The following is a 25,080-nucleotide window of genomic DNA, read 5'->3' as shown; positions in this document are numbered from 1 at the left end:
CAGGTCACGAGTACGTACTGCGTGACCGCGCGAAAATCATCGGTCCGGCACCGATGAATCCTGCGGACCCGCCAGGTATACCCCCACGTCCGGTGCAGACAAGGGAGAACCTGATGACCGCTGTTATCACTGATCGCGCCGCCGATACCCGGCGTGGGCTGATGCTCGCCGTGCTCCTGCTCGGCCAGTTCATGGCTCTGCTCGACACCTCGATCGTGAACGTCGCGATGCCCGCCATCGGCGCCGGCTACCACGCCTCCGGTGCGTGGCTGCAACTGGTCGTCGGCGGCTACCTGGTCGCGTATGCGATGACCCTGATCACCGGCGCCCGGCTCGGCGATCTGTACGGCCGCCGCCGGATGTTCCTGACCGGCGCGATCCTGTTCACGCTCGCCTCACTCGCCTGCGGGCTGGCGCCCGCGATCCTGCCGCTGGTGCTGTTCCGGTTCGTCCAGGGTGTCGCCGCGGCGATCATGGTGCCGCAAATCATGAGCCTGATCCAGGCGCACTTCTCCGGACCGGCCCGCGCCAAGGCGTTGTCGGCGTACGGCGTGACGCTGTCGGCCGGCCAGGTCGCCGGGCTGATCGCGGGCGGCCTGCTCGTCGGCGCGAACCTGCTCGGCTCCGGCTGGCGACCGGTGTTCCTGGTCAACGTCCCGGTCGGCATCTGCCTGGCGATCCTGGTACCGCGCGTGATGCCGGCGGACCGTCCTTCGTGCGCACGGCGTCTCGACCTCGTCGGGTTGGCGTTGTCGACGTGCGCCGTACTGCTGCTAGTGCTGCCGGCGGTGGTCGGTCACGAGATCGGGTGGCCGCTGTGGACGTTCGGGTGCATGGCAGCCGGCGTCGTGCTTGCCGCGGTCTTCGTCCAGTACGAGCGTCGTACGGTCGACCCGCTGCTCAACCTCGAGGTTCTGCGCGCTCGTGGGCTGCCCACGGGTCTGGCGACGATGGCGTTCACGATCCTCGCGCTCGGTGGGTTCCTGTTCGCGTTCACCCTGCATCTGCAGGTCGAGCTCCGTGAGTCAGCGATGCGGGCCGGGCTGACCTGGCTCCCGTTCGCGGTGACGTTCGGCCTGGTCGGATTCTTCTGGCGGTCCGTCCCCGGCCGGTTCCACCACCTCGTCGTACCGGTAGGTCTCGCGCTGTGCGCCATCGGGTATGCGGGCGTCGGAACGTTCGTCTGGCCCGCCATGGTCGTGGCCGGCGCGGGCATGGGCCTGTCGGCGAGCCCGCTGGTCACCCAGGCCCTGGTCAACGTCCCGCTCCCCCGGGCCGCCGACGCGAGCGGCATCCTCACCACCGCGATGCAGCTCAGCCAGGTCGGCGGCGTCACGATCTTCGGCACGGTGTACCTGTCGACGCACTCGTTCCCGGTGACGCATCGGGCGGTCGCGCTGACAGCGGTGGCCGGCATCGTCGCCGCCGGCGCACTTGCTAGAACAGCACGACCGACCGCAGTACGTCTCCGTGGTGCATCTTCGTGAACGCGTCCTCGACGTCCTCGAGCGCGATCGTCTCGGAGACGAACCGGTCCAGCGGCAACCGGCCCTGAAGGTGCAGGTCGATCAGCATCGGGAAGTCGCGGGTCGGGAGACAATCGCCGTACCAGCTGGACTTCAGCGAGCCACCGCGGCCGAAGAAGTCCAGCAACGGCATCTCGATCCGCATCTCCGGCGTCGGTACGCCGACCAGTACGACGGTGCCCGCGAGGTCGCGCGCGTAGAAGGCCTGCTTCCACGTTTCCGGCCGCCCGACGGCGTCGATCACCACATCGGCGCCGAACCCACCGGTCAGCTCCTGCACCGCCGCGACGACGCCCTCGTGGTCGAGGTCCTTCGAGTTGATCGTGTTGGTGGCGCCCAACTCCTGGGCGGTGGTCAGCTTGCGTTCGTCGAGGTCGATCGCGATCACCTTCGCGGCTCCGGCGAGCCGGGCACCGACCACGGCCGCCGTACCGACGCCACCTGAGCCGATCACCGCGACCGTGTCGCCGCGGCCGACGTTCCCGGTGTTGAGCGCCGCGCCGAGGCCGGCCATCACGCCGCAGCCGAGCAGGCCCGCGACCTCGGGCTTGGCCGCCGGGTCGACCTTCGTGCACTGCCCGGCCGCGACCAGGGTCTTCTCCGCGAACGCCCCGATGCCGAGCGCCGGGCTCAGCTCGGTACCGTCCGCGAGCGTCATCTTCTGTTGGGCGTTGTGCGTGTTGAAGCAGTACCACGGGCGGCCGCGCAGGCAGGCGCGACAGTTGCCGCAGACCGCCCGCCAGTTCAGTACGACGAAATCACCCGGCTGTACGTCGGTGACGCCGTCGCCGACCGCCTCCACGATCCCCGCAGCCTCATGCCCGAGCAGGAACGGGAAGTCGTCGTTGATCCCGCCCTCGCGGTAGTGCAGGTCCGTATGGCAGACGCCGCACGCCTGCACCTGCACGACCGCTTCGCCCGGTCCGGGGTCCGGGATCGTGATCTGCTCGATCGTCACCGGCGCACCCTTGGTCGCCGCCACCACACCACGCACCGTCTGAGCCATGCGTCCGAACCTAACCGCCTCGGCCCTGCGGCGTACACCCTTCTGTCCACCGGTCGGGGGACAACCGGTCCGCCGGGCGGTGCTCCCGGCGGACCGGTCCGCGACGGGAGAGTGGAGGCATGGAGAACGACAACGCAGTGAGGGTGCGCGGCCTGGTCAAGCGGTACCCCGACAAGGTCGCGGTCGACGGTGTCGATCTGGACATCCACCGGGGCGAGGTGTTCGCCCTGCTCGGCCCGAACGGGGCCGGTAAGACCACGACCGTGGAGATCCTGGAGGGGTATCGCCACGCCGACGCCGGCGAGATCAGCGTGCTCGGGTCGGACCCGGCACGCGCCGACCGGGTCTGGCGGTCCCGGATCGGGATCGTCGCGCAGACCACCCGGGACGAGGCCGTGCTCTCGGTCGCCGAGATGGTCACGCACTTCGCCGGGTACTACCCGAACCCGCGCGACCCGGCGCAGGTGATCGCCGCCGTCGGCCTGCAGGACAAGCGCAAGGCCCGGGTCCGCAGCCTGTCCGGCGGACAGCGCCGTCGCCTGGACGTCGCGCTCGGCGTGATCGGCAACCCGGAACTGCTGTTCCTGGACGAGCCGACCACCGGGTTCGACCCGGAGGCGCGCCGGCAGTTCTGGACCCTGATCGAGGAGCTCCGCACCGAGGGCACCACGATCCTGCTCACCACCCACTACCTGGACGAGGCCGAGCACCTCGCCGACCGGGTCGGCGTGATCGCGGACGGCCGGATGCTCGAGGTCGCGACCCCGGAAACGCTCGGCGGCCGCGGCGCCCGGACCGCGCGAGTCTCCTGGCTGTCCGCCGACGGCCCGCGCGAAGTACGCACCGACGAGCCGACCGCCGAGGTCGCCCGGCTGATGGCGGCGTTCGGGGGGTCGGAAGTGCCGGAGCTCGAAGTACGGCGGCCGAGCCTGGAAGACATCTACCTGGAACTCATCGGGTCGGTCAGCACCGCCCGCGTACTGGAAGGAGCCTCGAAGTGAGCGCCGTACTGCCCTCGCCGCTGAAGGTCGGCCTGTCCCGCACCGGGATCGAGGTGAAGGAGTTCTTCCGCGAACGCGAGCAGCTGATCTTCACGTTCTTCTTCCCGATCATCTTCCTGGGTATCTTCTCCGCCGTGTTCAGCGGTACCGACTTCTCCGGCGGCGTCACCGCGGCGACGTACTTCACCCCCGGAATGATTGCCTCCGGCATCTTCCTGACCAGCTTCCAGTCACTGGCCATCGCGATCGCGATCGAGCGCGACCAGGACGTGCTGAAACGGCTCCGTGGTACGCCGATGTCGCCGCAGTCGTACTTCATCGGCAAGATCGGGATGGTCCTGATCACCTCGATCCTGCAGTTCGCACTGCTGCTCGCGATCGCCGGCCTGCTGCTCGGCGTCGACATCCCGACCGCGCCGGGCAAGTGGCTGAACTTCCTGTGGATCTTCGTCCTCGGTACCGCGTCCGGCTCGGTGCTCGGGATCGCGTTCTCCGTCGTACCGAAGTCCGGGCGGGCCGCATCCGCCGTCGTCACCCCGGTCGTCCTGCTGCTGCAATTCATCTCCGGCGTGTACTTCGTCTACAGCAGCCTGCCCGCGTGGATGCGGACCGTCGCGGAGTTCTTCCCGCTCAAGTGGCTCGCACAGGGCATGCGGTCGGTGTTCCTGCCGGACGGGTTCCAGGTGCACGAGCCGGGCGGGTCGTGGCAGCTGGGCACCGGCGCGATCGTGCTCGGCGTCTGGCTGGTCGTCGGCCTGGTCCTCGCGCAGCGGGTGTTCCGCTGGACCCGGCGGGACGCGGGCTGATGAACGGGCTCCCGGCGCGGCGTGCTGCCGAGGAGCCCGTGTGGAGCGGGCCTCGGCTGTGGATCCTCGCGTGGAGGAAGATGGGGTCCGTGCAGAACACACGCGGTGGCGCCGGGCAGCCGGTCTGGTCACGGACGCTGGTCGGCTGGCACATCGTGTTCTGGGTGCTGCTCGGCATGACGCTGGCGCTGTCGTTCCTCGGCCATCTCGGTACGGTCCGGCAGCTCGTCTTCACCGGTACGGTCGTGGTGCTCGGGGCGGCGTACCAGTTCGTCGGCCTGCCCGCGATCCGGTCCGGCCGGGCGCTCCCGTCGTACGCCTATCGGCTGGTGCTGATCGCCTCACTGGTCGTGCTGATCGGGATCTACCCGCAGTCGGTGTTCCTGATGTTCATCGCGTCGGCGCAGATCTGGCTGCTCAACGAGGACGCCCGCGAAGGGGTCGGGCTCAGCCTGCTGCTGGTGATCGGCGTCGGTACGGCGCAGTTGTGGAGCGCGGGATGGGGCTGGGCCGCGTTCTGGAACATCCTGCCGTGGATGCTGGTCAGCCTCGTGGTCAGCCTGCTGTTCGGGATCTGGATCGAGAAGGTGATCACGCAGAGTCAGCAGCGGGCCGATCTGATCGAGCAGCTCGAGTCGGCCCGGGACGAGCTCGCCGAGGCGCACCACAGTGCCGGTGTGATGGCCGAGCGGGAGCGGATGGCGCGGGAGATCCACGACACGCTCGCGCAGGGGATGACGTCGATCGTGATGCTCTCGCAGGCCGCTGCCGCCGAGCTGTCCCAGGGCGGTGCGGCCGGTATGGCGGCGCGGTTGGCGGCGATCGAGGACACTGCGCGGGAGAACCTCGCCGAGGCGCGGGCGTTGGTTGCCGCGTTCACCCCGGTGGCGTTGTCGGGGGCAACGTTGACCGAAGTACTGCGACGGCAGGCGGAGCGGTTCGCCGCCGAGACCGGTGTCGACGTACAGGTGTCGCTCGACCTGCCCGACGACGAGGTGGCGGCGCTGCCGCAGGCGCAGCAGGTCGTGCTGTTGCGGTCGGCCCAGGAGGCGCTGGCCAACGTCCGCAAGCATGCGGCCGCGACGCAGGTGCTGATCACGCTCGGTTTGTCGGACGGCGGCGTGTGGATCGAGATCCGGGACGACGGGTCAGGGTTCACGCCCGCGTCGGCGTCCAGCGGTTTCGGCCTGAACGCGATGCGCGGGCGGGTCGAGGAGTCCGGCGGTAGCGTTCAGATCGAGAGCACTCCCGGCCAGGGGACACGAGTTCAGGTACTGATCCCAGCGGTCCAGGAGGATGTGTGATTCGGGTTCTGGTGGTCGACGACCATCCGGTGGTGCGCTCCGGCCTGTCCGGGATGCTGTCGGTGACCGAGGACATCACGGTGGTCGGCGAGGCCGGCGACGGTGCGGAGGCGCTCGCGCTGGTCGAGTCGACCGGTCCGGACGTCGTACTGATGGATCTGCGGATGCCCCGGATGGACGGGGTGGCGGCGACCGGGGCGATCGTGTCCACGTACCCGTCGACGCGGGTGCTGGTGCTGACGACGTACGACACCGACACCGACATCCTGCACGCGGTCGAAGCGGGCGCCGCGGGCTACCTGCTGAAGGACACCCCGCACGCGGACCTCCTCAACGGCATCCGCGCCGCCGCCCGCGGCGAAACCGTCCTGGCCCCACCGGTCGCGGCCCGCCTGATGTCCCGGCTCCGTACGCCGGCAGCACCGGCGGCCGCTTTGCCCTCCCCGCGCGAACTCGAGGTCTTGGCCGCCGTGGCCCGCGGCCTCAGCAACGCCGAAATCGGCCGCGAACTCTTCATCGGCGAAGCCACCGTCAAAACCCACCTACAACGCCTCTTCGCCAAACTAGACGTAGACGACCGAACCCGAGCCGTCACCGTCGCAATAGAACGCGGCCTGCTCCCGTCACCCGGCCGTTAGACGGTCCGGCCGGTCTCCTGAGCCGGTCCGTCCAGTCGACGACTGAGGTCGGACTCCGCCAGGTTCGCGACCGGGCGCTGGTCGGCGGGGCGGGTCGGATTCACGCCCGCGCGCATGGAGTCGGCCAACTGGGCAGCCTGTTTGTCCGCCAGGTTGCGCTCGTCCGTTGCACGGTTGGCGATACCGACGCCGTAGTCCGTCACCAGGCCGAAGGACGCGCGGTTGTCGGTGAGATCCTTGCGCAGCGCGCCGCCGCGCGCCTCGGTCTGGGCGAGCGAGTCCTCGAGCTGACCGACAACCCTGCCGATGTTGGCAGAATGCGCCTGGGTGCCGACCGAGGCCGCTCCGTCGGCGAACGCGCGCGCCGCCTGCTGAGCGGTCTGCATCTCGTTCACCATCGCCTGCACGCGCGGCCCGACGGAGTTGACGACTGCCCGGAAGTACTCGACTCCCTCGCGGAGCTTCGCGAGCTCCGGCGTGTCGCGGCCGGGCAACTCCTTGATCCGGTCCAGATCTCTCATGGCGTCCTTGAGGGACTCCGCCCGCTGTGCCAACGCCTCGTTGTGGCCTGCCAACTCCGCCTTGATCCCGCCGAGCTGGTTCGACAGCAGTCCCGCGTCGCTCTGGTACGACCGGTACGTCGAGTAGATCCGCTCCCTCGCCGGGTCCTTCGCGGCGCCCTGGGCCTGGTCGTAATCGTGCTCGGCCGCAGCCAGACTCCGGATACCCGGCCGTAGCATGTCGAGTTCGTCCCGTCGCCGGTCAAGCGCCCGGCCGAGGTCGTTGCCGAGGTGGCCGGACAACGAATCCAGCGACCGCTGCGTGTCGAACATCGCCTGCGCGACCCGGTTCGTCCAGCCGGCGTATTCCGCCTCGTTCGCCATCAGCCCTCGTCCTTCGTGCTGTTCTCTTCCTCGGCCGCTTCCTTCGTCGCTTCCTTCGCCTCTTCCTCGGCGAGTGCGGCGCGCATTCTGTCAGCCACTCTCCGGACCTGCTCCTGCGCGGCGCGTAGTTCGCGTTCCACGATCTGTTGCGGAGTCTCCTCCGCCGGCTGGTCCGGCATCGTCCATCACCCGTTCATGTCGTTGACACTTGCAACGAGCCTAGACGGTGCGGGGCCGATTTCCGTTCCCTGTCAGGGTGTTAGCTGAGAGGCGCCTCAGGTTCGGCGGTCACCTCGTTCGGTACGGCGCCGCCGTACCGCCGGTCGCGCTGCGCGTAGATCTCGATCGCCCGCCACAGGTCCCGCCGGTCGAAGTCCGGCCAGAGCGTGTCCAGGAACACCATCTCGGCGTACGCCAGCTGCCACACCAGGAAATTGCTCGTCCGCTGCTCCCCCGACGACCGGACGAACAGGTCGACCTCGGGGATGTCCGGCGCGTACAGGTGCCGCGCGATCGTCTGCTCGGAGATCCGGTCCGGCTTGAGCTTGCCCTCGGCAACCTCCCGCGCGATCGACCGCATCGCGTCCGCCAGCTCGGCCCGGCCGCCGTAGTTCACGCAGAACTGCAGCGTGATCGTGTCGTTGTGCTTGGTCCGCTCCTGCGCGTACTCGAGCTCGTCGATCACGCTCTTCCACAACCGCGGCCGCCGCCCCGACCACACCACCCGGACACCCATCGCGTCCAGCTCGTCGCGCCGCCGGTGGATGACCTCGCGGTTGAACCCCATCAGGAACCGCACCTCTTCCGGCGACCGCGCCCAGTTCTCCGTCGAGAACGCGTACGCCGAGATGTACTTCACCCCGATCTCGATCCCACCCTTGATCACATCCAGCAGGCTCGCCTCCCCCGCCCGATGCCCCTCGGTCCGAGCCAACCCCCGCTGCTTGGCCCACCGCCCATTCCCATCCATAACAATCGCCACGTGCTTCGGCACCAACTCCTTAGGCACCTCCGGCACCCGAGCCCCCGAAGGATGCGCCTCAGGCGCCACCACCCCCTTCTCCCGCCGCCCCTCCGCGGAAGCCGCCCCTCGCGACCCCAATCCCCGACCCCGCTCCCGACGACGACCAATAGGCGACATACCCCGCAGTCTTCCATCCCACCCAGCTGCAACAACCTGCAACCTGTGGATAACCCCCTCTCCGAACACCCTCCGTATGCAACCCTTACACCAACAGCACTCAAGAACGGAGCCCTATCCCATGCCCCGCCGACCGCTAGCAGCAGCCGCTACCACGCTCAGCACCCTCCTCCTGCTGACCGCCTGCAACGGCTCCCCCGAAGCCGGCCGGCCCAACACAGCACCTCCCTCGACCTCCACCACCCCTAGCCCGACGCCATCGGCCCCCTCAACGCCAACCTGGACCCCCGAACAACAGGCCGCCATCACCGCCGCCAAGTCACGGTATGCCGTAGCAACCGCCGCCATAGATCGGACATTCACAAATCCGTCGGCGCTAGATCGACCGGCGCTCGAGAAGGCCGGGCTGAGCGGTCAGCGGATCATCACCATTGTTGATCAGGCAAGAACATTGGTAAGGAACGGCTTGTACCTGACCGGAAATGTACAGATTGCCAAAACAACGGTCGTTTCGGTGAAGCTGAAGCAGGCCCAGCCTGAAGTCGTTCTCCTGAACTGCCTCGACAGTTCGAAGCAGGTCATGAGATTCAAAAGCAACGGCAAGCCTGTGCCATCCGGCCCTGGCAGCGCAACGCGCCGACAGGTCACCTCACATCTGCGGTTTGCACTAGGCGCTGATAACAAGAAGTTGTGGTTCCTCATCTCCGATGAGGACAAGGGACCATGCTGAACATGGCGAGGCTCGGCCGGCGTGTCGCCGCGGGATGCTTGCTGAGCCTTGTTCTCTGTACAGGTAACGCAACGGCGTACCCGCCGACCGGCCCTCCGCCGGGGCCGGGCTATGAGTGGATATGTTTCGGCAACATCTGTCAGTGGATGCTCGTGGGCGAGAAGACCACAACAACCGAGCCGACCGAACCCGGAACTCCTGGAACCCACGGGAAGACTACAAGCGTTGAATGCAAGTTTCGCGGTGCGCTGGTGCCTTGCGTCGATCCGGAACTCGGGAGTTGGTCCAACAGCCACCAGTGCTACATGAAGCGCGAAGAACCACAGCCGCCACCAGGCGACGAGCGATGGCAAGGGCACACCGACGGGAGTGTCTGGGCCTGTACCCGCGAACAGGGTTATGACCAGGGCAGGCACATTGTGACCGAGTGGGTGTGGCTGCCGGGGCGGCCCGATACGGTTGTTATCGATCCAATGACGCTGGTATATGAGGCGATCGCGGAGATGCAGCTTGCGCCGCCGCAGATTGAGACTGCGCCCTCGGCTGGTCAGATTGGGCTGGTGAATATGCCGGTTTGGATGTGGGTGACGAAGAGCGAGAACACCTGGGGGCCGATTGTTCGTAGTGCGAGTGTTCCTGGGTTGTCGGTTACGGCGACTGCTCAGGTGAAGGCGATCGACTGGTCGATGGGGGATGGTACGACTGTGCGGTGTGAGGGGCCGGGGACGCCGTATGACAAGTCGATGGGGGTTAAGTTCTCGCCTACTTGTGGGCATCGGTATGTGAAGACCTCTCACAAGCTTCCGAACTGCAAGTACCCGGTGACTGCTGTGGCGCAGTGGGATATCACCTGGGAGAGCACGCTCGGGGACAACGGGCAGATCTCGATGACACAGCAGGCCGCGACCCAACTGCGGATTGGGGAGGCTGTGCCGGTGCTTGTTGATCCGAACGGGGGCGGTACGGTCGCGCCGGCTGCGGGCGAGTGCTGATTCGTTGACCGCGCTGCGGTTCGAAGTGGGTCGCGCCGAGGATCTCGTCTAGGCGATGCCGACGGCTGATGGGTCGGTCGGTCAGGTGGATCGGGTCGGATGGCGTACCTGGAGAATGTCGCGGTGGCCGTGTATCCCGTGGTGCGGCGCATGCTCGAGGCCGTGGAAGCCCGGCGGGCGGTGACAGTCATCCCGCTCTGGACGGCGCTGCCCATCGAGCGGGCAGAGGGTGCGGTCGCCTTGGCTCCGGATGTGCTGCGCAGGCATGTCGCGCGGAGGCGCCGAGCAGGAGACGTGAGCGCTGCGGGGCCGCAAGGGCGGTCGCGTCAACCGGGGCATCACGCGCTGTCGGTGCCTCAGCTCGAGCTCGCGGCCGGCGACCTCGTGGTGACCGACCAGACGGTCGCGGAAGGCGTTCGGTACTCGCCGAGGCGACGAGCACGGGTTGTCGGTGCAGTAAGCGACGGACTGGCAAGGACTCCGGGCTAGGTTAGTGGCGTTCGTCCGGGGCGTGGTCGCGGGTGTTGGGGGCTCGGCGTGCGGCTGACGGATTCGCGTTGGTTGATGCCGGGGCTGGGACAGCTCGGGGAGTGACCAGCCCCTCGGTTGTCAGGCGGAGGGAGTGCTCGGTGTCCTGGCGTGCCTTCGCGTCGGAGATTGGTTCGATGCACTCCGACAGCGCCTCGCGAACGGGTTCCGCGCCGACGCCGAAGGCCTCGGCCATTACCTCGTTCTGACGGTCGGCGATGCGGGTCCAGTCGATGCGGTAGCCCGCGGCTTCGGCGACGTGGTCGAGGAAGATGCGCTGGGTTCGGCCGTTGCCCTCGACGAAGGGGTGCAGCACGTTGACCCCGGCGTACGTCCTCGCGAGCACGTCGACGACCTCGGCGGTGGGCCGGTTTCGTAGCTCGGCCGGGTCGCCGAGTTGGGAGAAGACGACCGGTGCGAGGCGTTCGATGTCCTCCGGTTTGACGAACTCGTTCGGGGGCGCGTTCGGGTCCTGGGCCGGTCGGACCAGTTCGGTGGTCCGCAGTTCGCCGGCCCAGTCGTACACGTCCTGGAACAGGTGCCGGTGGATCGCCCGCAGATGGTCGAGATCGAACGTCCGTGGGATCTCGGCCTCGCCCACGATGAGCTCGGCGGCACGTTCGGCGGTCCGGATGCGTTCGGCGTTCTCCAGGCGAGTGGCGTCGTGGATGCCGAGCTTGTTGATCTTGCAGTCGTCGATCTGCCCGGGCCAGAAGTAGTCGCCCCAGTTCTCGAACGTCGGCATCAGGGCAGGTCGTCCAGCAGGCGGCGCCGTTCGGCGGCGTCGATCTCGCCGAGAACGTAGCGAGCCAGGACCTCGATCTCGGGGTCGCTCAGGGGCATGTTCTCCATCCGCCAGGACGCGATCAGGTTGTCCAGTTGACGGCGCTGGTCGGCATTGAGGCGGTCGATGGCGCGGGCGGGGGGCATCAGGGCCGTCCTGTGGTCAGGTCTAGGTGGGGGAGGGAGCGGAGTTGGTTTTCTTGGTGGTAGGTGAAGAAGGCGGCTATCAAGCCCGTGGCTTCTCGGCGGGTTCTGGGGTCGGCTTGTAGGGCGGTGGGCCAGTCGCCGGTGAGGAGGGCGGCCAGGTGGGTGACGGTGGATTGGGCGGGCATGGCTGAGGCCGGGGGGCGGCAGGTGGTGCAGACCATGCCGCCGGCGGCGGGGTTGAAAGCTCGGTGCGGGCCTGGTTCGCCGCAGCGGGCGCAGTCATCGAAGGACGGGGCGTAGCCGGAGATCGAGAGCGAGCGCAGCAGGAACGAGTCGAGGACGAGAGCCGGCGAACGTTCGCCGGTCGAGAGGACCCGGAGGGCGCCGGCCAGCAGGAGGTGTTGCTGGGTGGCGGGTTCCTTCTCCTCCACCACCAGGCGGTCGGCGGTCTCCAGGAGCACGGTGCCCGCCGTGTACCGAGCGTAGTCGCCGACGATTCCCTCGCCGTACGCCGCTATCGATTCGGCCTGGGTGACGACGTCGAGGGTACGGCCGGTGGCGAGTTGCAGGTCGACGTGGCTGAACGGCTCGAGCCGGGCGCCGAAGCGGGACGACGTACGCCGGACGCCCTTGGCGACCGCGCGGACCTTGCCGTTGGCGCGGGTCAGCAGCGTGGCGATCCGGTCCGCCTCACCCAGCTTCTGGGTGCGCAGCACGATCGCCTGATCCCGGTAGAGCGGCACCCCACCAGTGTCTCATTGAGCGCGGACATACTGTTCCAGGCTGGTTGGCTCGACCCCGGTGATGTCGCGGACGGCGGTGGACACGTGGCTGAGTTCGCCGCTGGCGATGGCGGCGTACGACGTGACCCAGCCGGCGACCTCCCAGGCGGGGGCGCCGTACGACTCCCGGGAGCGATACGCCTCGTCGAGGGTCTCCGGCTCGTAGCGGATCGTGCGGCCCCAGGCGTCGGTGAGGAGCGCGGCGGCCTCGGCGAGGGTGAACGCCGAGGGACCAGTGAGGTCGTAGGTGGCGCCCGAGTGCTGGTCGGGTGCGGGCGAAGCTCCGGCAGTGCGGAGGACCGCGGCGGCGACCGCGGCGACGTCGTCGCGGGTGACAGCGGCGGTTCGCCCGTCCCCCGCCGGCCCGCGGATCACGCCGTCCGCGCCGACGAACCCGGGCACGAAGTCGAGGTACAGGTTGTCCCGCAGAAACGTGAAGTCCACCCCGGTCGAACGGATGTGCTGCTCGGTGTGCCAGTGGTCCCGCGCGAACGTGAACGTCGCACCCGGCGCCGCCCCGACGAACGAGGTGTACACGATCCGCTGCACCCCGGCGGCCACCGCCGCGTCGACGGTTGCCTTGTGCAACGCGACCCGGTCCGCCGACTCCGTTGCGCTGAGCAACATCAGTACGTCGACCCCGTCCAGTGCAGAGAGCAGCGCCGCATGTTCCCCGTACGCCGCCCGCGCCACCGACGCGCCTGGTACCGAGGGCGCCCGGGCCGGGTCCCTGACGATCAGCCGCAACGGTACGCCGGCCAGCCGGGACACGATCCGCGATCCGAGCTGCCCGGTCGCGCCGGTGATGCCGATCACTTGCCCACCAGGTCCATCCCACCCTGCTGGTACCGCTGCCCGGCCACCGCGTCCGGCGGGAACGCCGCGTCGAGCTCCGCCAGCTCGGAAGCGGTCAGCTCGACGTCCAGCGCGCCGAGGTTCTCGGCCAGGTACGTCCGCCGCTTGGTCCCCGGGATCGGCGCCACGTCATTGCCCTGAGCAAGCAACCAGGCGAGCGCGAGCTGGCCCGGCGTCACGCCCTTCGCCGCGGCCAGCGACTGCACCTGCGCGACCAGGTCGAGATTGCGCTGGAAGTTCTCGCCCTGGAACCGCGGCAACCCGCGCCGCATGTCGTCCTCAGGGAAGTCGGCGGGCGACTTGATCTGCCCGGTCAGGAACCCACGTCCGAGCGGGCTGAACGGCACGAACCCGACACCGAGCTCCCGCAGCGTCGGCAGTACGACGGTCTCCGGGTCGCGGGTCCACAGCGACCACTCGCTCTGGACGGCGCTGATCGGGTGTACGGCGTGGGCCGCGCGCACCGTGTCGCCGTTCACCTCGGACAGCCCGAGGTACCGCACCTTGCCCGCCTCGACCATCGAAGCCATCGCGCCGACCGTCTCCTCGATCGGTACCTGCGGGTCGCGCCGGTGCAGGTACCAGAGGTCGACGTGGTCCACGCCGAGCCGCCGCAGCGACGCGTCCAGCGCCTGCCGTGCGTAGGAAGGCGAGCCGTCGACGACCGTCGGTACGTCGGCCGCGGAGGCCGGGCGCTTGAACCCGAACTTGGTCGCGAGCACGACCTCGTCGCGGCGGCCGGCCAGCGCGCGGCCGACCAGCTCCTCGTTCGCGCCGTCGCCGTACACGTCGGCGGTGTCGATGAACGTGCAGCCGGCGTCGATCGCCGCATGGATGGTCGCGATCGACTCCGCGTCGTCGGCGCGCACGCCGTACGACTGGGACATCCCCATGCAGCCGAGGCCGAGGCTGGAAACGGTCAGGTCACCGAGCTGAGAAGAACGCATACGCCGAACCTACCGCCGCGACCGGTCCGGGCGGCACCGACCCCACCCAAGAGGTGGCCCGAAGTATCACCTCGTCGGCAGCCTGAGTTCCAGCTCGCGGTGTTGTTCTACTGGGCGGAAGCCGAAGCGGGTGTTGACCCTGCGCATAGGAGAGTTGGTCAGAGCGGTCCAGGTGTGTAGATAGCGTTGGGTTGTGCGGTGCTTGGACAACTGCACCAGGTTCGCGAGTTTCAGGTGGGTGCCCAGGTTGTGGCCTCGGTGGTCTCGTAGGACCAGGGTGTCGTCCTGCTGGGCGTGGTCGGTGTTTGCTCTGGGCAAGTAGATGAGGGTGTAGCCGGCCGGGGCGCCGGACGCGGTGTGGGCCATCGTGACGAGTGCCAGGTAGTTGCGGTCGACCCTTGCCTCGCTGGCCTGCAGTTTTTCGACTGTCCACGGGACGACCTCGCGGGTCATGCCGCCGGTCGGTACGTCGAGGTCCATCGCGCTGTGCAGGTCGGCGTACGCCTGCTGGTGTTCGGGTGGGCACACCCCGGCCCACGACGTCAGCCGATAACCCTCCAGCCGGCCGACGGAGGACCGCAGATCGTCGAGCAACAGATCGTCGTACGGCAGCGGTACGACGAGATGCTCCTCGACATGCTCGACCACGAAGCCGAGTCGCTCGGCGAAGAGCGCTCCAGGCCACGGATCGGAAGGTACGGCGAGTTCGGTCTGGACGATGGTCCGCCCGAGCTGCGCGGCCCGGGTGACCGCCCACTGCCACAACGCGGTGCCGATCCCCCGCCGCCGGTGCTCCGGCGGTACGTCGATCTCGACCTCGACCGTGTCCAGGTTGTCGGTCAGCCGGTACTCGAACAGCATCCCGCCGAGCACCCGGTCGTCCTCGAACGCGCCGACCGCGATCCGCTGCTTCAGCGTTCCCGGATTGCGCAGCGCGTACGCCATCGCCGAACGCGCCTCGACCAGTGGCGCCTCCCGTCCGGCGACCGCGCCGGCCCGGAAGGCGTCGTACCACTCGTCGAACAAGGCCAGGTCGGCCGGGTCGATCTCACGTACGCAGATCACCCGGCCGACCCTAGCCGAAACCGGCAGGTCAGACGCCAACCATTAAACCGGCGCGACCTTGCCCTGGTACATGTACATGATCACGAAGTTGTCCGCGTACGGCGCGTTCTTCAGGATCGGGTCGTCGTCGGCCGGGAACTTCGCCACCCGCTTGCCCTCGAGCGCCGGGTTGTTACCGTAGCGCTCCCAGAGCGGGATGATCGGCAGCAGTTCGTTGAAGGCCAGCGCCGCGGCGGTGACGTTCTTCTTCTGCTCGTCGAGGTTCAGGCCCTGCGCGGACTTGTCCACCACGGACTGCAGGTCGATCGGACCGGCCGAGGTGGTCTGCTTGAGCGGGAAGTTCATTCCCTTGCCGCCGGAGTTCGCCGCGGTCACGTAGTTGAACGTGTACAGGTCCTGGACGAACGAGAAGTACGGGTGCGGGTGGCTCGACGCGCCCCAGCTCTGGATCGCGATGTCGAACTTGCCGGCCAGTACGTCGGGGCTCAGCTGGGTGAAGGTGATACCGCGCTTGGTGATGTTGAACCCGAACTTGTTCAGCTGGTCGGCCGCGTTGGTGGCGGCCGGGTTCCAGTCGGCGAACTCGGTCGGGAACTTGATGTCGTAGGCGGCCGGCTTGCCGTTCGGCAGCGTCCACTTGCCACCGTTCTTCTTCCAGCCGGCGGCCTGCAGCAGCGACGTGGCCTTGGCCTCGTCCTTCTCGTACGCCTGGAGCTTCTTCTGGTCGGCGTCGGACACCCAGTCCGGAACCGAGATGTCGGAGAAGCCGGCCATGAACTTGCACGGCTTGCCGGAGTCGCCGAGTGCGACCGTGCCGTTCTCGTTGCGGTCCAGGATGTAGGCGATCGCCTGCCGGACCTTGACGTCGGAGAACTCCGGGTGCGCGGTGTAGTTGAACACCAGCGCCGGGCCGGAGTACACCGGCGGCCGGAGGATCCGGAAGCCGCTGGACAGCAGGGTCTTCTCGGTCGCCACCGCGAAACCGTGGGTGGCGTAGTCGATGTCCTTGTTCAGGACGACCGGGGTGATGTCGGAGGTCTCACCGTTGTACAGCACGACCTTGTTGAAGCCGATCTTGTCGGCGAACAGACCCTTGTCGTTCTTGACCAACGTCATCTGCGAGTTGGTCATGCTCTTCACGTCGAAGTTGAACGGGCCGGACACGACCGGGTTCTGCGGACGGAACTTCTGGAAGTCGCCGTTCAGCTGCTTGCCCTCGGCGCTGTCCAGGCTGGTCTTTGCCTTGCGCATCGTCTCGGCCTTGGTCGCCCACTCACCGTAGACCGAGTCCGGCATGATCGGCGCGCGCAGGATGTAGCGCTCCAGCACGGTGGACGGCGTACCGATGGTGAAGGTCACCGTGGTGTCGTCCTTGGCGCTGACGTCGGACAGGAACGTCCAGGACTGCTGGCGCATCAGCCAGTGCAGGTTGAACGTCGACACGACGTCCTTCGAGGTGACCGGCTTGCCGTCGCTCCAGGTCAGACCGGACCGGAGCTTCATCGTGTAGGTCTTGGTCGCCTCGTCCAGCGTGCCGGACTCGGCCATCATCCATTCCCACTTCTTGTCGGCCCAGTAGTACAGACCGCCACTCGGGTAGATGAGATCCAGGTACGGGCTGTCGACCTGGATACCGTCGGTGACACCCTTCACCAGGTTGAAGTGACCCTTGGGGGGCAGCTGGTACGGGTACGCGCCGTGGAACTCCTTGCTGGCGTTGCTGCTGCCGCCGCCACCGCTGGAGTTCGGCTTGCTGGGCGAGCAGGCCTCCAGTGCCCCGATGCCGGCCACGCCGACACCGGCGATGCCGAACAACTGGAGTACGTTGCGGCGGGAGATGGCGTTGGTCCGGGCGTCCGCGCCCTGACCGTTGGCGCCGGAATCGTTGGTGCCGGTGGGACTCATCCTTCGTCCTTTCTGGACTGACCACACGACCATGTGGGTCAGGTACTACTCACTGGTGGGACTAACTACCGCCCTCGCGTTTTTCCCGGCGCCGGGTGATCAACACCCCGACGACGACCACCAGGCCCAGTAGCAGGCCCAAACACAAGGTGAACAAGGTGACGACGAACTCCGCGGTGCCCGGCGTCAGGGTGAGCAGCAGGACTCCGCTGGCCAGCACGAGGAACGCTGCCCAGCCGAGCGCCGCCCGGCCGATCTGAGGTGTCATCAGCTCCCCGGCTCGTCGGGAAGTTTCTGCGGGCCGTCATCAGGTACGCCGTCCCGCGCGACGACGTGGCACGCGGCCGACTGGCCGGTCCGGATCTCGACCAGCTGCGGTACCTTCGCGTCGCACAGCCCGTCCTCGAACAACGGGCAGCGCGGGTGGAACGAGCACCCGGGCGGCAGGTCGGCCAGGCTCGGGATCTCCAGGCTCCGCAGGGATTCGCGGCCCTTGGTCTTGGTCAGGTCCGGGTCCGGCTCCGGGATCGCGTCGATCAGCGCCCGGGTGTACGGGTGCGTCGGCGCGTTGATGATCTTCGGGGTCGGGCCGAACTCGACGATCCGGCCGAGGTACATCACCGCGGTCTTGCCGTTCCAGCCGAAGTACTTCGCGATCGCCAGGTCGTGGGTGATGAACAGGAACCCGACGCCGAGGTCGTCGCGCAGCCGGCCGAGCATCGCCAGCACGCTGATCCGGATCGACACGTCCAGCATCGAGGTCGACTCGTCGGCGATGATCAGCTTCGGGTCCAGGGTCAGCGCGCGGGCCACCGAGACTCGTTGCCGCTGGCCACCGGACAGCTGGTGCGGGAACTTCGACAGGTAGTTCTCCGGCGGCGTCAGGTCGACCTTGGTCAGCAGCTCGGCCGCCTTCTCCGCGGCCTCCTTCTTGTTCTTCACCACGCCGTGCTTGAGCAGCGGCGCGGTGATCGTCTGCTGGATCGTCCGGGTCGGGTTCAGCGACGCGTACGGGTCCTGGTGCACGTACTGCACGCCGCGCCGGAACGTGGTGAAGTCGTTGCGCTTCATCGACCAGATGTCGGTGCCGTCGAACGTGACGTGGCCGCTGGTCGGCCGGGCCAGACCCGCCGCCATCCGGGCCGCGGTCGTCTTGCCCGAACCGCTCTCGCCGACCAGGCAGAGCACCTCGCCGGGGTTGATCGACAGGTTGATGTTGTCGACCGCCTTGATCGGGCCGGCCTTGGTCTCGAACACCTGGCTCACCCCGTCGAGCGAGATCAGCGACGTCCGGCCGGTGGCCTCAGCGGCCTGCGGAGACTTCTCGAGCGCGCTCATGATGCCGTCCCCAAGTTCTCGCTCGGCACCTCACGCTCGAGGTGCACGTCCTTCCAGTGGATACAGGCCGCTTCGTGCGCGTCGCCCGGCTCGTCGGTGATCGGAAGCAGCGGCGGGTCGGCCTCCTTGCACTCCGGCGTCGCGTACTTGCAGCGCGGGCTGAACTTGCAGCCGGCGGGCAGCGCCGCCAGGCTCGGCGGGCCGCCCGGGATCGACTCCATGTCGGGCAGATCGCCGACGATCGGCGGGACCGCCTTGATCAGGCCGAGCGTGTACGGGTGCCGCGGCCGGTAGAACATGTCCCGGACGCCACCGGTCTCGATGATCCGCCCGGCGTACATGGTGGCCACCCGGTCCGCGAGCTCGGCGGCCAGCGACAGGTCGTGCGAGATGAAGATCATCGAGAACCCGAGCCGCTCGCGGACCTCGTGCAGTACGTCGACGACGGACCGCTGGGTGAGGATGTCGAGCGCGGTGGTCGGCTCGTCCAGGATCAGCACTTCGGGTTCGAGCAGCAGGCTCATCGCGATCAGTACGCGCTGCCGCATGCCGCCGGAGAGCTCGTGCGGGTAGCTGTCCATCACCCGCGTCGGCTCCAGCCGGACCAGCCGGAGCAGCTCGGCGGCGCGGTCCTCGATCTCCTGCTTGGACGCCTTGGTGTGCGCGCGCATCGTGTCGTGCATGTGCGCGCGGATCTTCAGTACCGGGTTGAACGCGTTCATCGCGCCCTGGAACACCATCGCCGCGTCCCGCCAGCGGAACTCGCGCAGGTCCCGGCCGTCCAGTCCCAGTACGTCGATCTCGGTGCCGTCGCCGCGGTTGAACTGGACCTTGCCGCTGGCGTGCCCGAGCCGCGGCAGCAACCGGAGCAGGCCGAGGCCGAACGTCGTCTTGCCACAACCGCTCTCGCCGACCAGCGCCAGGCTCTCGCCGGGGAACAGGTCGAGGTCGACGCCGCGGACCGCCTGCACGACCGAGCCGGAGCCGGTCCGGTACTCGACCTTGAAGTCGCGGATCGACAGCAGCGGCTTGCCCTCGCCGCCACGCTTGGCCCGGGTACTCGTAGAGGTCGTCGTCATCGCGCGATCACCGGTCCCGGAGCCGCGGGTTGAGGATCTCTTCGAGGGATCGTGTCATCATCACCAGTCCGAGCAGCAGCAGGATGATCGCGACCACCGGGCTGAGGATCCAGGCCAGGCTCGCGTCGTTGAAGATGGCGCCGGCGATCCAGGCGCGGTTCAGCATGATGCCCCAGTTCGAGCCGGTCAGCGGGGCCAGACCGAGCAGGTACAGGCCGACCAGCTGGTAGATCGCGTTGGTGACGCCGATCATGAAGTTCATCAGGATGAAGCTGGCCATGTTCGGCAGGATCTCGACGAACACCACCCGGACCGTACCGAGGTCGAGCAGCCGCGCCGCCTCGACGAACTCGCGCTCCTTCAGCGAGAACACCTGGGCCCGGACCGCCCGGGTCAGCACCGGCCAGGACAGGCCGCCGACCAGCAACGCCAGCAGGATCGGCGAGTCCAGCTTGAAGAACGCGCCCATCACGGCGAGCAGCACGATCTGCGGGACGGTCAGGAAGACATCGGCCAGCGTGACCACGACCGTGTCGACCCAGCCGCCGAGGTAGGCGGCCAGCGACCCGAGCACGATCGCCAGCGCGGTCGAGATCGCCGCGGCGAAGAAGCCGACGAAGATCACCGTCCGGCCGCCGCCGACCATCTGGATCAGGACGTCCTTGCCCTCGTTGTCGGTACCGAGCAGGTGCCCGGGCGAACCGGCCGGGAGCAGGATCTCCTTGACGTTCGGCGCGACGTTCGGGAGGAAGAACGGCACGATCGCGGTGACCAGCACCAGCAGCGTGACGATCACGAACCCGATGAAGCCGGCCGGGCTGCGGCGCAGCGAGCGGAGAATTCCGGCGAAGCGGGAGACGCCGGTGGTGCCGACCGCGGAGACGGGGATGGTTGCCTCGGTCATCTCGTCACCCCTTGCCCTGGACGCGGATCCGCGGATCCAGCCGGCTGTACAGCAGGTCGGCGAGCAGGTTGGCGACCACGACCGAGATCGTCACGACCAGGAAGATGCCCTGCAGGACGGCGTAGTCACGGCCGTTGACCGCGTTGTACAGGCTGAAACCGATGCCCTGGTAGCCGAAGATCTTCTCCACGAAGATCGAGCCGCCGACGACGAACCCGAGCGACACCGCGAGCTGGCTGAACAGCGGCAGTACGGCGTTGCGCCCGACGTACCCGGACCGGATCCGGGAGTCGGACAGACCGCGCGCCCGGGCCACCGTCACGTAGTCCTCGCCGAGCGTCTCCACCGTCGACGACTTCATCACCAGCGCCCACGAGCCGACCGTGGTCAACGCGTACGCGAGGATCGGCAGCGTCGCGTGGTAGAAGATGTCGTTCAGGAAGCTGAAGCTGAACGACGGCGTCACGCCCGGCGTGTACGAGCCACGGGCCGCGGTCAGGTCGAAGAACTGCAGCTTCACGCCCAGGAAGACCACGATCAGGATCGCCAGGATGTAGTTCGGGATCGCGTGCAGCAGCGAGCCGATCGACGTCAGCAGGTGGTCGATCCAGGTCTCGCGGCGGTAGGCCATGATCATCCCGGCGACGATGCCGATGATGAAGCTGAACACCGTCGCGACCCCGACCGAGAACAGCGTCCAGGGCAGATAGGTCTTGATCACCTGCGCGACTGTGGTCCCGGGCGACAGCACCGAGTTGCCGAAGTCGCCGTGCAGCATGTTGGCCATGTAATGCAGGTACTGCAGGATCAGCGGCTGGTTCGGGTCCAGCGAGAACAGGTTCTTCGCCTGCGCGGCCGCTGCCTCGTAGGAGATACCCGTCTGCGCGATCTGCGTTTGGATATAGGTGTCGACCGGGTTACCGGGCAACAATCGGACCAGGAAGAACGTACCCGTCGTGACGATGAAGACCGTCAAGACCGCCTTGAACAGTCTTCGCACCAGCCAGGCGTTGAAGAACCGCCGTACGGCCGAAGGTCTCGGTTCGACAGCGGGACCTTCGATCAGTTCCGCCGCGGACGTATCGACCGCACCGCTCACTGCTCACCTCCACGCGACTACCAGGGAAAGTCGGTGGCGCAGGCCCTCATCCGCAGGACTTAGTAACACTGTCTTGCAAGGATCTGCGCATAGTGACGCTAGTGTGCGCAGCTCTGGTCCCCGAGTCAACGACTTGAGGCAACGTTGAGACAACGTTGCGATCCGTGACGAAACGGTACCGGGGCGTACAGGAAGTGCCCGCCTCCGACACGGAGACGGGCACTCGAAGAAGTGGATCAGCGCGTGGCGCGATTGACAGCCGAGACGACGGCCTTCAGGGACGCAGTGAGAATGTTGGCGTCCCTGCCGACTCCCCAGAACACCTCGTCACCGACCTCGCACTCGACGTACGCAGCGGCCAGCGCGTCACCACCGGCCGACAGCGCGTGCTCGTGGTAGTCCAGCACGCGGACGTCGTACTTCAGCGGCTGCAGCGCGTCCACGAACGCCGACACCGGGCCGTTGCCCTCACCAACCAACTCGTGCGGCACGCCATTGGCATAGACCTGAACCCGGAGCTGGTCGCCCTGCCCCTCGCCCGAGGTCGAGTTCACGCTCAGCAGCGACAGCTTGCCCGGCGCCAGGTACTCGGCCGCGAAGATGTCCCACATCTGCTGCGGCCCGACCTCGCCGCCCTCGTTGTCGGTGTGCTGCTGGATCACCCGGCTGAACTCGATCTGCAGCCGGCGCGGCAGGTCGAGCCGGTGCTCGGACTTCATGATGTACGCGACCCCGCCCTTGCCGGACTGCGAGTTGACCCGGATCACGGCCTCGTACGACCGGCCGACGTCCTTCGGGTCGATCGGCAGGTACGGCGCCTCCCAGGCGATCTCGCTGACCGGCCGGCCCTCGGCCGCGGCCTGCTTGTCCAGCGCCTCCAGGCCCTTCTTGATCGCGTCCTGGTGCGACCCGGAGAAGGCGGTGTAGACCAGGTCACCGGCGTACGGCTGGCGCTCCGGGACCCGCATCTGCGTGCAGTACTCGACCGTCCGGCGGATCTCGTCGATGTCGGAGAAGTCGATCTGCGGGTCGATGCCCTGGCTGAACAGGTTCATCCCCAGCGTCACCAGGTCGACGTTGCCGGTCCGCTCGCCGTGGCCGAACAGGCAGCCCTCGACCCGGTCCGCGCCGGCCATCAGCGCCAGCTCGGTGGCGGCCACCGCCGTACCGCGGTCGTTGTGCGGGTGCAGGCTGATCGCGCTGTGCTCGCGGCGGGTGAGGTTCCGGGCGAACCACTCGATCTGGTCGGCGTACACGTTCGGGGTGCACATCTCGACCGTGGCCGGCAGGTTCAGGATGATCTCGCGACCCTCGGCCGGCTGCCAGACGTCGCTGACCGCCTCGCACACCTCGAGCGCGAACTCCAGCTCGGTCCCGGTGAAGATCTCCGGGCTGTACTGGTACCCGAACTCGCAGTCGCCGAGGATCTCGTCGGCGTACTTCATCACGGTCTCGGTGCCGCGGACGGCGATCGCGCGGCACTCGGCCTTGTCGACGTTGAACACCACCCGGCGGAACAGCGGCGCGGTCGCGTTGTACAGGTGGATGGTCGCCTTCGGCGAGCCCTGCAGCGACTGTACGGTGCGCTCGATCAGCTCCTCGCGGGCCTGGGTCAGCACCGAGATCGTCACGTCGTCCGGGATCACGTCGTCCTCGATCAGGCTCCGGACGAAGTCGAAGTCGTACTGGCTGGCGCTCGGGAAGCCGACCTCGATCTCCTTGTAGCCCATCTTCACCAGCAGGTCGAACATCCGCCGCTTGCGGGCCGGCGACATCGGCTCGACCAGCGCCTGGTTGCCGTCGCGGAGGTCGGTGGACAGCCAGCGCGGCGTGCGGTCGACGGACTTGGCCGGCCAGGTGCGGTCCGGCAGGTCGATCGGCGGGAACGCGCGGTAGCGGTGGATCGGCATACCGGACGGCTGCTGAACAGGCTTGGGCTGGTTCTTCGGTGCCACGGGGGTTCTCCTCGGAAGTACGGGTGTCGTGCGGGACGACCGGCGTACGTCAAGACTCCGCGGCGAGGGAACCGGCCTTGTCAGGCCTCGCCGCGGCAGCGAAGGAGGAGAAGCTGGTGCCGCATAGTGCCTGCGAGTCTATGCACAACACCCCCACCCCGTCGAACCGGGGTCCGTTTCTTGCCTTCAACAGCGCTTGAATTCATAGGGTGATCGCATGACAGAAACTCTTCTCGACCGGATCGGTACGCACGGGCTCGGGGTGCTGGTGACGATCAAGCGTGACGGCAGGCCGCAGCTGTCCAACGTCACCTATGTGTACGACGGGAATCGCATCAGGGTCTCACTGACCGACGACCGCGCCAAGACAAGAAACCTGCGCCGCGACCCGCGGGCGAGCTTGTACGTCGACGGCCCGGGCGGCCGCTCGTACGTCGTACTCGAGGGCAAGGCCGAACTCAGCCCGGTCGCCGCCGACCCGCACGACGTCGTGGTGGAGGACCTCGTCGACTACTACCGGACCGCGTCCGGCGAGCACCCGGACTGGGACGAGTACCGCGCGGTGATGGTCCAGGACAAGCGCCTGGTGCTCTCGATGACGGTCGACCACGCCTACGGGATGCCTAAGCCGTAGCGGCTTCCTCTGCGCCGGCATCCGCACGAGCCGCCCGCGCCGCCTCGCGATAGCGGCGGGGCGCGATGCCGTTGACGCGTTTGAAGGCGTTGCTGAACGCACTGTCGGAGGTGTAGCCGAGCGAGTGCGCGACGGCTGACATCGGCTGATCGCCGTCGCGCAGAGCTCGCTCGGCCAGGCGCATCCGCCAGTTGAGCAGGTACGTGAGTGGCGGGACGCCGGCGACCGAACGGAAGCGCTCGGCGAACGTCGTCCGGGACATCGCGACCGCCCGGGCCAGCTCCTCGAGCTGCCAGGCGCGACCAGGGTGGTCGTGCATCAGGCGCAGCGCGGGGCCGATCCGCTCGTCGGCAATCGCGCGCAGCCAGCCGACCGGCAGCGCGTCGACCTCCGCGAGGCAGGCGCGCAACGCCTCCAGGAAGAGCAGGTGCGCGACGTCGGCGGCGGCCAGGCTCGCGCCGAGGTCCGCGGTCGATGCCTCGCGCAACAACCTGTGCAACAGCCAGTGGAAGGTCGCGGCCCGGTCGTCGGTGGCCCGCAGATGCAGCACCGGCGGCAGCGCGCGCATCAGCAGTTCCTCACCGGTGCGGTTCAGGCTGACGTGCCCGCCGACGCCCACGACCCGCGGTCCGATGCCAGTCGTGGTGCCACTGCCGAACCGGGCGATCGGACCGTCGGTGGTGCCGAACGCGGCGACCGCGTCCCCGATCGGTACGGCGTCGGAGTTGCCCTTCACGAACTCGTGCCGGCCGTCGAACAGCACGATGTCCCCCGGCATCAGCTCGATCCGGCCGGTCGGCAGCTCGTCGTCGAAGTCGATCCAGCAGGTGCCCTCGACCACGGCGCTGAACTTGAGCCGGTTCGACGCCGGGTAGTGCAGCGCCCAGTCGCCGATCGCCTCGAACCCTCGCGAGACGTGGCAGCGTGCCTCGGTGAGCGCGAGCGTCTCGGTGAGCGGATCGGTCATATCCGTACTATCGCGCAAGTTGTCGGCACTCTCAAGCATTCTGCGTCCGGGCGGTCCCGCCTAC

27 protein-coding genes are annotated in these 25,080 nt (G+C 67.9%); 9 read left to right on the top strand and 18 right to left on the bottom strand.

Features of this window, described 5'->3' with window-relative positions:
- The first annotated feature begins 113 nt into the window (after positions 1-113).
- Positions 114-1,487 carry an MFS transporter gene (locus FB475_RS27450; protein ID WP_141859470.1) on the top strand — a complete coding sequence of 458 codons (1,374 nt, stop codon included), beginning with the start codon at positions 114-116 and terminating at the stop codon, positions 1,485-1,487.
- On the opposite strand, the gene FB475_RS27445 is transcribed toward FB475_RS27450, so the two are convergent.
- A complete protein-coding gene (locus FB475_RS27445) occupies positions 1,438-2,532 on the bottom strand; it encodes an S-(hydroxymethyl)mycothiol dehydrogenase (RefSeq protein WP_141859468.1) in 1,095 nt (364 codons plus the stop codon). The genes FB475_RS27450 and FB475_RS27445 overlap by 50 nt on opposite strands.
- A gap of 119 nt (positions 2,533-2,651) precedes the next feature.
- On the opposite strand from FB475_RS27445, the gene FB475_RS27440 reads away from it, so the two are divergent.
- The 4 genes from FB475_RS27440 (at position 2,652) to FB475_RS27425 (ending at position 6,281) form a co-directional block, all read left to right on the top strand.
- On the top strand, positions 2,652-3,533 hold the full coding sequence (locus tag FB475_RS27440) for an ABC transporter ATP-binding protein (protein ID WP_141859466.1): 882 nt from the start codon (positions 2,652-2,654) through the stop codon (positions 3,531-3,533).
- Positions 3,530-4,339, top strand: a complete 810-nt coding sequence (locus FB475_RS27435) for an ABC transporter permease (protein ID WP_185759453.1) — start codon at positions 3,530-3,532, stop codon at positions 4,337-4,339. Before FB475_RS27440 ends, FB475_RS27435 begins: the two co-directional genes overlap by 4 nt.
- Positions 4,340-4,419: 80 nt before the next feature.
- Positions 4,420-5,643: a sensor histidine kinase gene (locus FB475_RS27430; RefSeq protein ID WP_141859464.1), complete on the top strand. Its 1,224-nt coding sequence runs from the start codon at positions 4,420-4,422 to the stop codon at positions 5,641-5,643.
- A complete protein-coding gene (locus FB475_RS27425; protein ID WP_141859462.1) occupies positions 5,640-6,281 on the top strand; it encodes a response regulator in 642 nt (213 codons plus the stop codon). Before FB475_RS27430 ends, FB475_RS27425 begins: the two co-directional genes overlap by 4 nt.
- Here the strand turns inward: FB475_RS27425 and FB475_RS27420 are convergent.
- The 3 genes from FB475_RS27420 to FB475_RS27410 form a co-directional block, all read right to left on the bottom strand.
- Positions 6,278-7,165, bottom strand: coding sequence for a hypothetical protein (locus FB475_RS27420; RefSeq protein WP_141859460.1), 888 nt, complete (start codon positions 7,163-7,165; stop codon positions 6,278-6,280). The genes FB475_RS27425 and FB475_RS27420 overlap by 4 nt on opposite strands.
- Complete coding sequence (locus tag FB475_RS27415; protein ID WP_141859458.1) at positions 7,165-7,344, bottom strand: hypothetical protein; 180 nt, start codon at positions 7,342-7,344, stop codon at positions 7,165-7,167. The genes FB475_RS27420 and FB475_RS27415 overlap by 1 nt, the downstream gene beginning before the upstream one ends.
- Before the next feature lie 80 nt (positions 7,345-7,424).
- The gene (locus FB475_RS27410) at positions 7,425-8,219 is read right to left on the bottom strand and encodes an isoprenyl transferase (protein WP_141859456.1); all 795 of its coding nucleotides are present in this window, start codon (positions 8,217-8,219) and stop codon (positions 7,425-7,427) included.
- Positions 8,220-8,427: 208 nt separating this feature from the next.
- Between FB475_RS27410 and FB475_RS27405 the strand changes: the two genes are divergently transcribed.
- From FB475_RS27405 to FB475_RS27395, 3 genes are all read left to right on the top strand, one after another.
- Positions 8,428-9,036 carry a hypothetical protein gene (locus tag FB475_RS27405; RefSeq protein WP_141859454.1) on the top strand — a complete coding sequence of 203 codons (609 nt, stop codon included), beginning with the start codon at positions 8,428-8,430 and terminating at the stop codon, positions 9,034-9,036.
- A 305-nt stretch (positions 9,037-9,341) separates the two neighbouring features.
- On the top strand, positions 9,342-10,028 hold the full coding sequence (locus FB475_RS27400) for an ATP/GTP-binding protein (protein ID WP_141859452.1): 687 nt from the start codon (positions 9,342-9,344) through the stop codon (positions 10,026-10,028).
- 99 nt (positions 10,029-10,127) lie between these two features.
- The gene (locus FB475_RS27395) at positions 10,128-10,517 is read left to right on the top strand and encodes a hypothetical protein (RefSeq protein ID WP_141859450.1); all 390 of its coding nucleotides are present in this window, start codon (positions 10,128-10,130) and stop codon (positions 10,515-10,517) included.
- Position 10,518: 1 nt separating this feature from the next.
- On the opposite strand, the gene FB475_RS27390 is transcribed toward FB475_RS27395, so the two are convergent.
- The 13 genes from FB475_RS27390 to leuA all read right to left on the bottom strand — a co-directional run bounded on the left by FB475_RS27390 (position 10,519) and on the right by leuA (position 23,370).
- Positions 10,519-11,301 carry a Fic/DOC family protein gene (locus FB475_RS27390; RefSeq protein ID WP_141859448.1) on the bottom strand — a complete coding sequence of 261 codons (783 nt, stop codon included), beginning with the start codon at positions 11,299-11,301 and terminating at the stop codon, positions 10,519-10,521.
- Positions 11,301-11,486, bottom strand: coding sequence for an antitoxin VbhA family protein (locus FB475_RS27385; protein ID WP_141859446.1), 186 nt, complete (start codon positions 11,484-11,486; stop codon positions 11,301-11,303). Before FB475_RS27385 ends, FB475_RS27390 begins: the two co-directional genes overlap by 1 nt.
- Positions 11,486-12,229 (bottom strand): DNA repair protein RecO, encoded by a 744-nt coding sequence (recO, locus tag FB475_RS27380; RefSeq protein ID WP_141859444.1) that lies wholly within the window; start codon positions 12,227-12,229, stop codon positions 11,486-11,488. Before recO ends, FB475_RS27385 begins: the two co-directional genes overlap by 1 nt.
- Before the next feature lie 12 nt (positions 12,230-12,241).
- Complete coding sequence (locus FB475_RS27375; RefSeq protein ID WP_141859442.1) at positions 12,242-13,084, bottom strand: SDR family oxidoreductase; 843 nt, start codon at positions 13,082-13,084, stop codon at positions 12,242-12,244.
- Complete coding sequence (locus tag FB475_RS27370) at positions 13,081-14,070, bottom strand: aldo/keto reductase (protein ID WP_141859440.1); 990 nt, start codon at positions 14,068-14,070, stop codon at positions 13,081-13,083. The genes FB475_RS27375 and FB475_RS27370 overlap by 4 nt, the downstream gene beginning before the upstream one ends.
- A 66-nt stretch (positions 14,071-14,136) precedes the next feature.
- Positions 14,137-15,135 (bottom strand): GNAT family N-acetyltransferase, encoded by a 999-nt coding sequence (locus FB475_RS27365; protein ID WP_141859438.1) that lies wholly within the window; start codon positions 15,133-15,135, stop codon positions 14,137-14,139.
- A gap of 42 nt (positions 15,136-15,177) precedes the next feature.
- The gene (locus FB475_RS27360) at positions 15,178-17,040 is read right to left on the bottom strand and encodes an ABC transporter substrate-binding protein (protein ID WP_141859436.1); all 1,863 of its coding nucleotides are present in this window, start codon (positions 17,038-17,040) and stop codon (positions 15,178-15,180) included.
- A 61-nt stretch (positions 17,041-17,101) separates the two neighbouring features.
- Positions 17,102-17,308: a hypothetical protein gene (locus FB475_RS27355; RefSeq protein ID WP_141859434.1), complete on the bottom strand. Its 207-nt coding sequence runs from the start codon at positions 17,306-17,308 to the stop codon at positions 17,102-17,104.
- A complete protein-coding gene (locus FB475_RS27350; protein ID WP_141859432.1) occupies positions 17,308-18,378 on the bottom strand; it encodes an ABC transporter ATP-binding protein in 1,071 nt (356 codons plus the stop codon). The genes FB475_RS27355 and FB475_RS27350 overlap by 1 nt, the downstream gene beginning before the upstream one ends.
- Positions 18,375-19,457, bottom strand: coding sequence for an ABC transporter ATP-binding protein (locus tag FB475_RS27345; protein WP_141859430.1), 1,083 nt, complete (start codon positions 19,455-19,457; stop codon positions 18,375-18,377). Before FB475_RS27345 ends, FB475_RS27350 begins: the two co-directional genes overlap by 4 nt.
- 7 nt (positions 19,458-19,464) lie before the next feature.
- Positions 19,465-20,361: an ABC transporter permease gene (locus FB475_RS27340; RefSeq protein WP_141859428.1), complete on the bottom strand. Its 897-nt coding sequence runs from the start codon at positions 20,359-20,361 to the stop codon at positions 19,465-19,467.
- Positions 20,362-20,365: 4 nt separating this feature from the next.
- The gene (locus FB475_RS27335) at positions 20,366-21,460 is read right to left on the bottom strand and encodes an ABC transporter permease (RefSeq protein ID WP_238332446.1); all 1,095 of its coding nucleotides are present in this window, start codon (positions 21,458-21,460) and stop codon (positions 20,366-20,368) included.
- A 236-nt stretch (positions 21,461-21,696) separates the two neighbouring features.
- Positions 21,697-23,370, bottom strand: a complete 1,674-nt coding sequence (gene leuA / locus FB475_RS27330; protein ID WP_202878555.1) for a 2-isopropylmalate synthase — start codon at positions 23,368-23,370, stop codon at positions 21,697-21,699.
- Positions 23,371-23,632: 262 nt separating this feature from the next.
- On the opposite strand from leuA, the gene FB475_RS27325 reads away from it, so the two are divergent.
- Positions 23,633-24,049, top strand: coding sequence for a PPOX class F420-dependent oxidoreductase (locus tag FB475_RS27325; protein ID WP_141859425.1), 417 nt, complete (start codon positions 23,633-23,635; stop codon positions 24,047-24,049).
- Here the strand turns inward: FB475_RS27325 and FB475_RS27320 are convergent.
- The gene (locus FB475_RS27320) at positions 24,039-25,016 is read right to left on the bottom strand and encodes an AraC family transcriptional regulator (RefSeq protein WP_141859423.1); all 978 of its coding nucleotides are present in this window, start codon (positions 25,014-25,016) and stop codon (positions 24,039-24,041) included. The two genes, FB475_RS27325 and FB475_RS27320, sit on opposite strands and share 11 nt — an antisense overlap.
- Positions 25,017-25,080 lie beyond the last annotated feature (64 nt).

Source organism: Kribbella jejuensis (assembly GCF_006715085.1).
Lineage (GTDB): Bacteria > Actinomycetota > Actinomycetes > Propionibacteriales > Kribbellaceae > Kribbella > Kribbella jejuensis.
The sequence above is the reverse complement of the archived record's forward strand: the minus strand, read 5'-3'. Positions and strand labels throughout refer to the sequence as shown.

What these genes read in the sequence shown, in the direction of transcription:
- FB475_RS27450 (WP_141859470.1), top strand. Translation starts at nt 114, where the DNA reads ATGACCGCTGTTATCACTGATCGCGCCGCCGATACCCGGCGTGGGCTG.
- FB475_RS27445 (WP_141859468.1), bottom strand. Translation starts at nt 2,532, where the DNA reads ATGGCTCAGACGGTGCGTGGTGTGGTGGCGGCGACCAAGGGTGCGCCG.
- FB475_RS27440 (WP_141859466.1), top strand. Translation starts at nt 2,652, where the DNA reads ATGGAGAACGACAACGCAGTGAGGGTGCGCGGCCTGGTCAAGCGGTAC.
- FB475_RS27430 (WP_141859464.1), top strand. Translation starts at nt 4,420, where the DNA reads ATGGGGTCCGTGCAGAACACACGCGGTGGCGCCGGGCAGCCGGTCTGG.
- FB475_RS27420 (WP_141859460.1), bottom strand. Translation starts at nt 7,165, where the DNA reads ATGGCGAACGAGGCGGAATACGCCGGCTGGACGAACCGGGTCGCGCAG.
- FB475_RS27415 (WP_141859458.1), bottom strand. Translation starts at nt 7,344, where the DNA reads ATGCCGGACCAGCCGGCGGAGGAGACTCCGCAACAGATCGTGGAACGC.
- FB475_RS27405 (WP_141859454.1), top strand. Translation starts at nt 8,428, where the DNA reads ATGCCCCGCCGACCGCTAGCAGCAGCCGCTACCACGCTCAGCACCCTC.
- FB475_RS27400 (WP_141859452.1), top strand. Translation starts at nt 9,342, where the DNA reads ATGAAGCGCGAAGAACCACAGCCGCCACCAGGCGACGAGCGATGGCAA.
- FB475_RS27395 (WP_141859450.1), top strand. Translation starts at nt 10,128, where the DNA reads ATGGCGTACCTGGAGAATGTCGCGGTGGCCGTGTATCCCGTGGTGCGG.
- FB475_RS27390 (WP_141859448.1), bottom strand. Translation starts at nt 11,301, where the DNA reads ATGCCGACGTTCGAGAACTGGGGCGACTACTTCTGGCCCGGGCAGATC.
- FB475_RS27385 (WP_141859446.1), bottom strand. Translation starts at nt 11,486, where the DNA reads ATGCCCCCCGCCCGCGCCATCGACCGCCTCAATGCCGACCAGCGCCGT.
- FB475_RS27370 (WP_141859440.1), bottom strand. Translation starts at nt 14,070, where the DNA reads ATGCGTTCTTCTCAGCTCGGTGACCTGACCGTTTCCAGCCTCGGCCTC.
- FB475_RS27360 (WP_141859436.1), bottom strand. Translation starts at nt 17,040, where the DNA reads ATGAGTCCCACCGGCACCAACGATTCCGGCGCCAACGGTCAGGGCGCG.
- FB475_RS27355 (WP_141859434.1), bottom strand. Translation starts at nt 17,308, where the DNA reads ATGACACCTCAGATCGGCCGGGCGGCGCTCGGCTGGGCAGCGTTCCTC.
- FB475_RS27350 (WP_141859432.1), bottom strand. Translation starts at nt 18,378, where the DNA reads ATGAGCGCGCTCGAGAAGTCTCCGCAGGCCGCTGAGGCCACCGGCCGG.
- FB475_RS27345 (WP_141859430.1), bottom strand. Translation starts at nt 19,457, where the DNA reads ATGACGACGACCTCTACGAGTACCCGGGCCAAGCGTGGCGGCGAGGGC.
- FB475_RS27340 (WP_141859428.1), bottom strand. Translation starts at nt 20,361, where the DNA reads ATGACCGAGGCAACCATCCCCGTCTCCGCGGTCGGCACCACCGGCGTC.
- leuA (WP_202878555.1), bottom strand. Translation starts at nt 23,370, where the DNA reads ATGCCGATCCACCGCTACCGCGCGTTCCCGCCGATCGACCTGCCGGAC.
- FB475_RS27325 (WP_141859425.1), top strand. Translation starts at nt 23,633, where the DNA reads ATGACAGAAACTCTTCTCGACCGGATCGGTACGCACGGGCTCGGGGTG.
- FB475_RS27320 (WP_141859423.1), bottom strand. Translation starts at nt 25,016, where the DNA reads ATGACCGATCCGCTCACCGAGACGCTCGCGCTCACCGAGGCACGCTGC.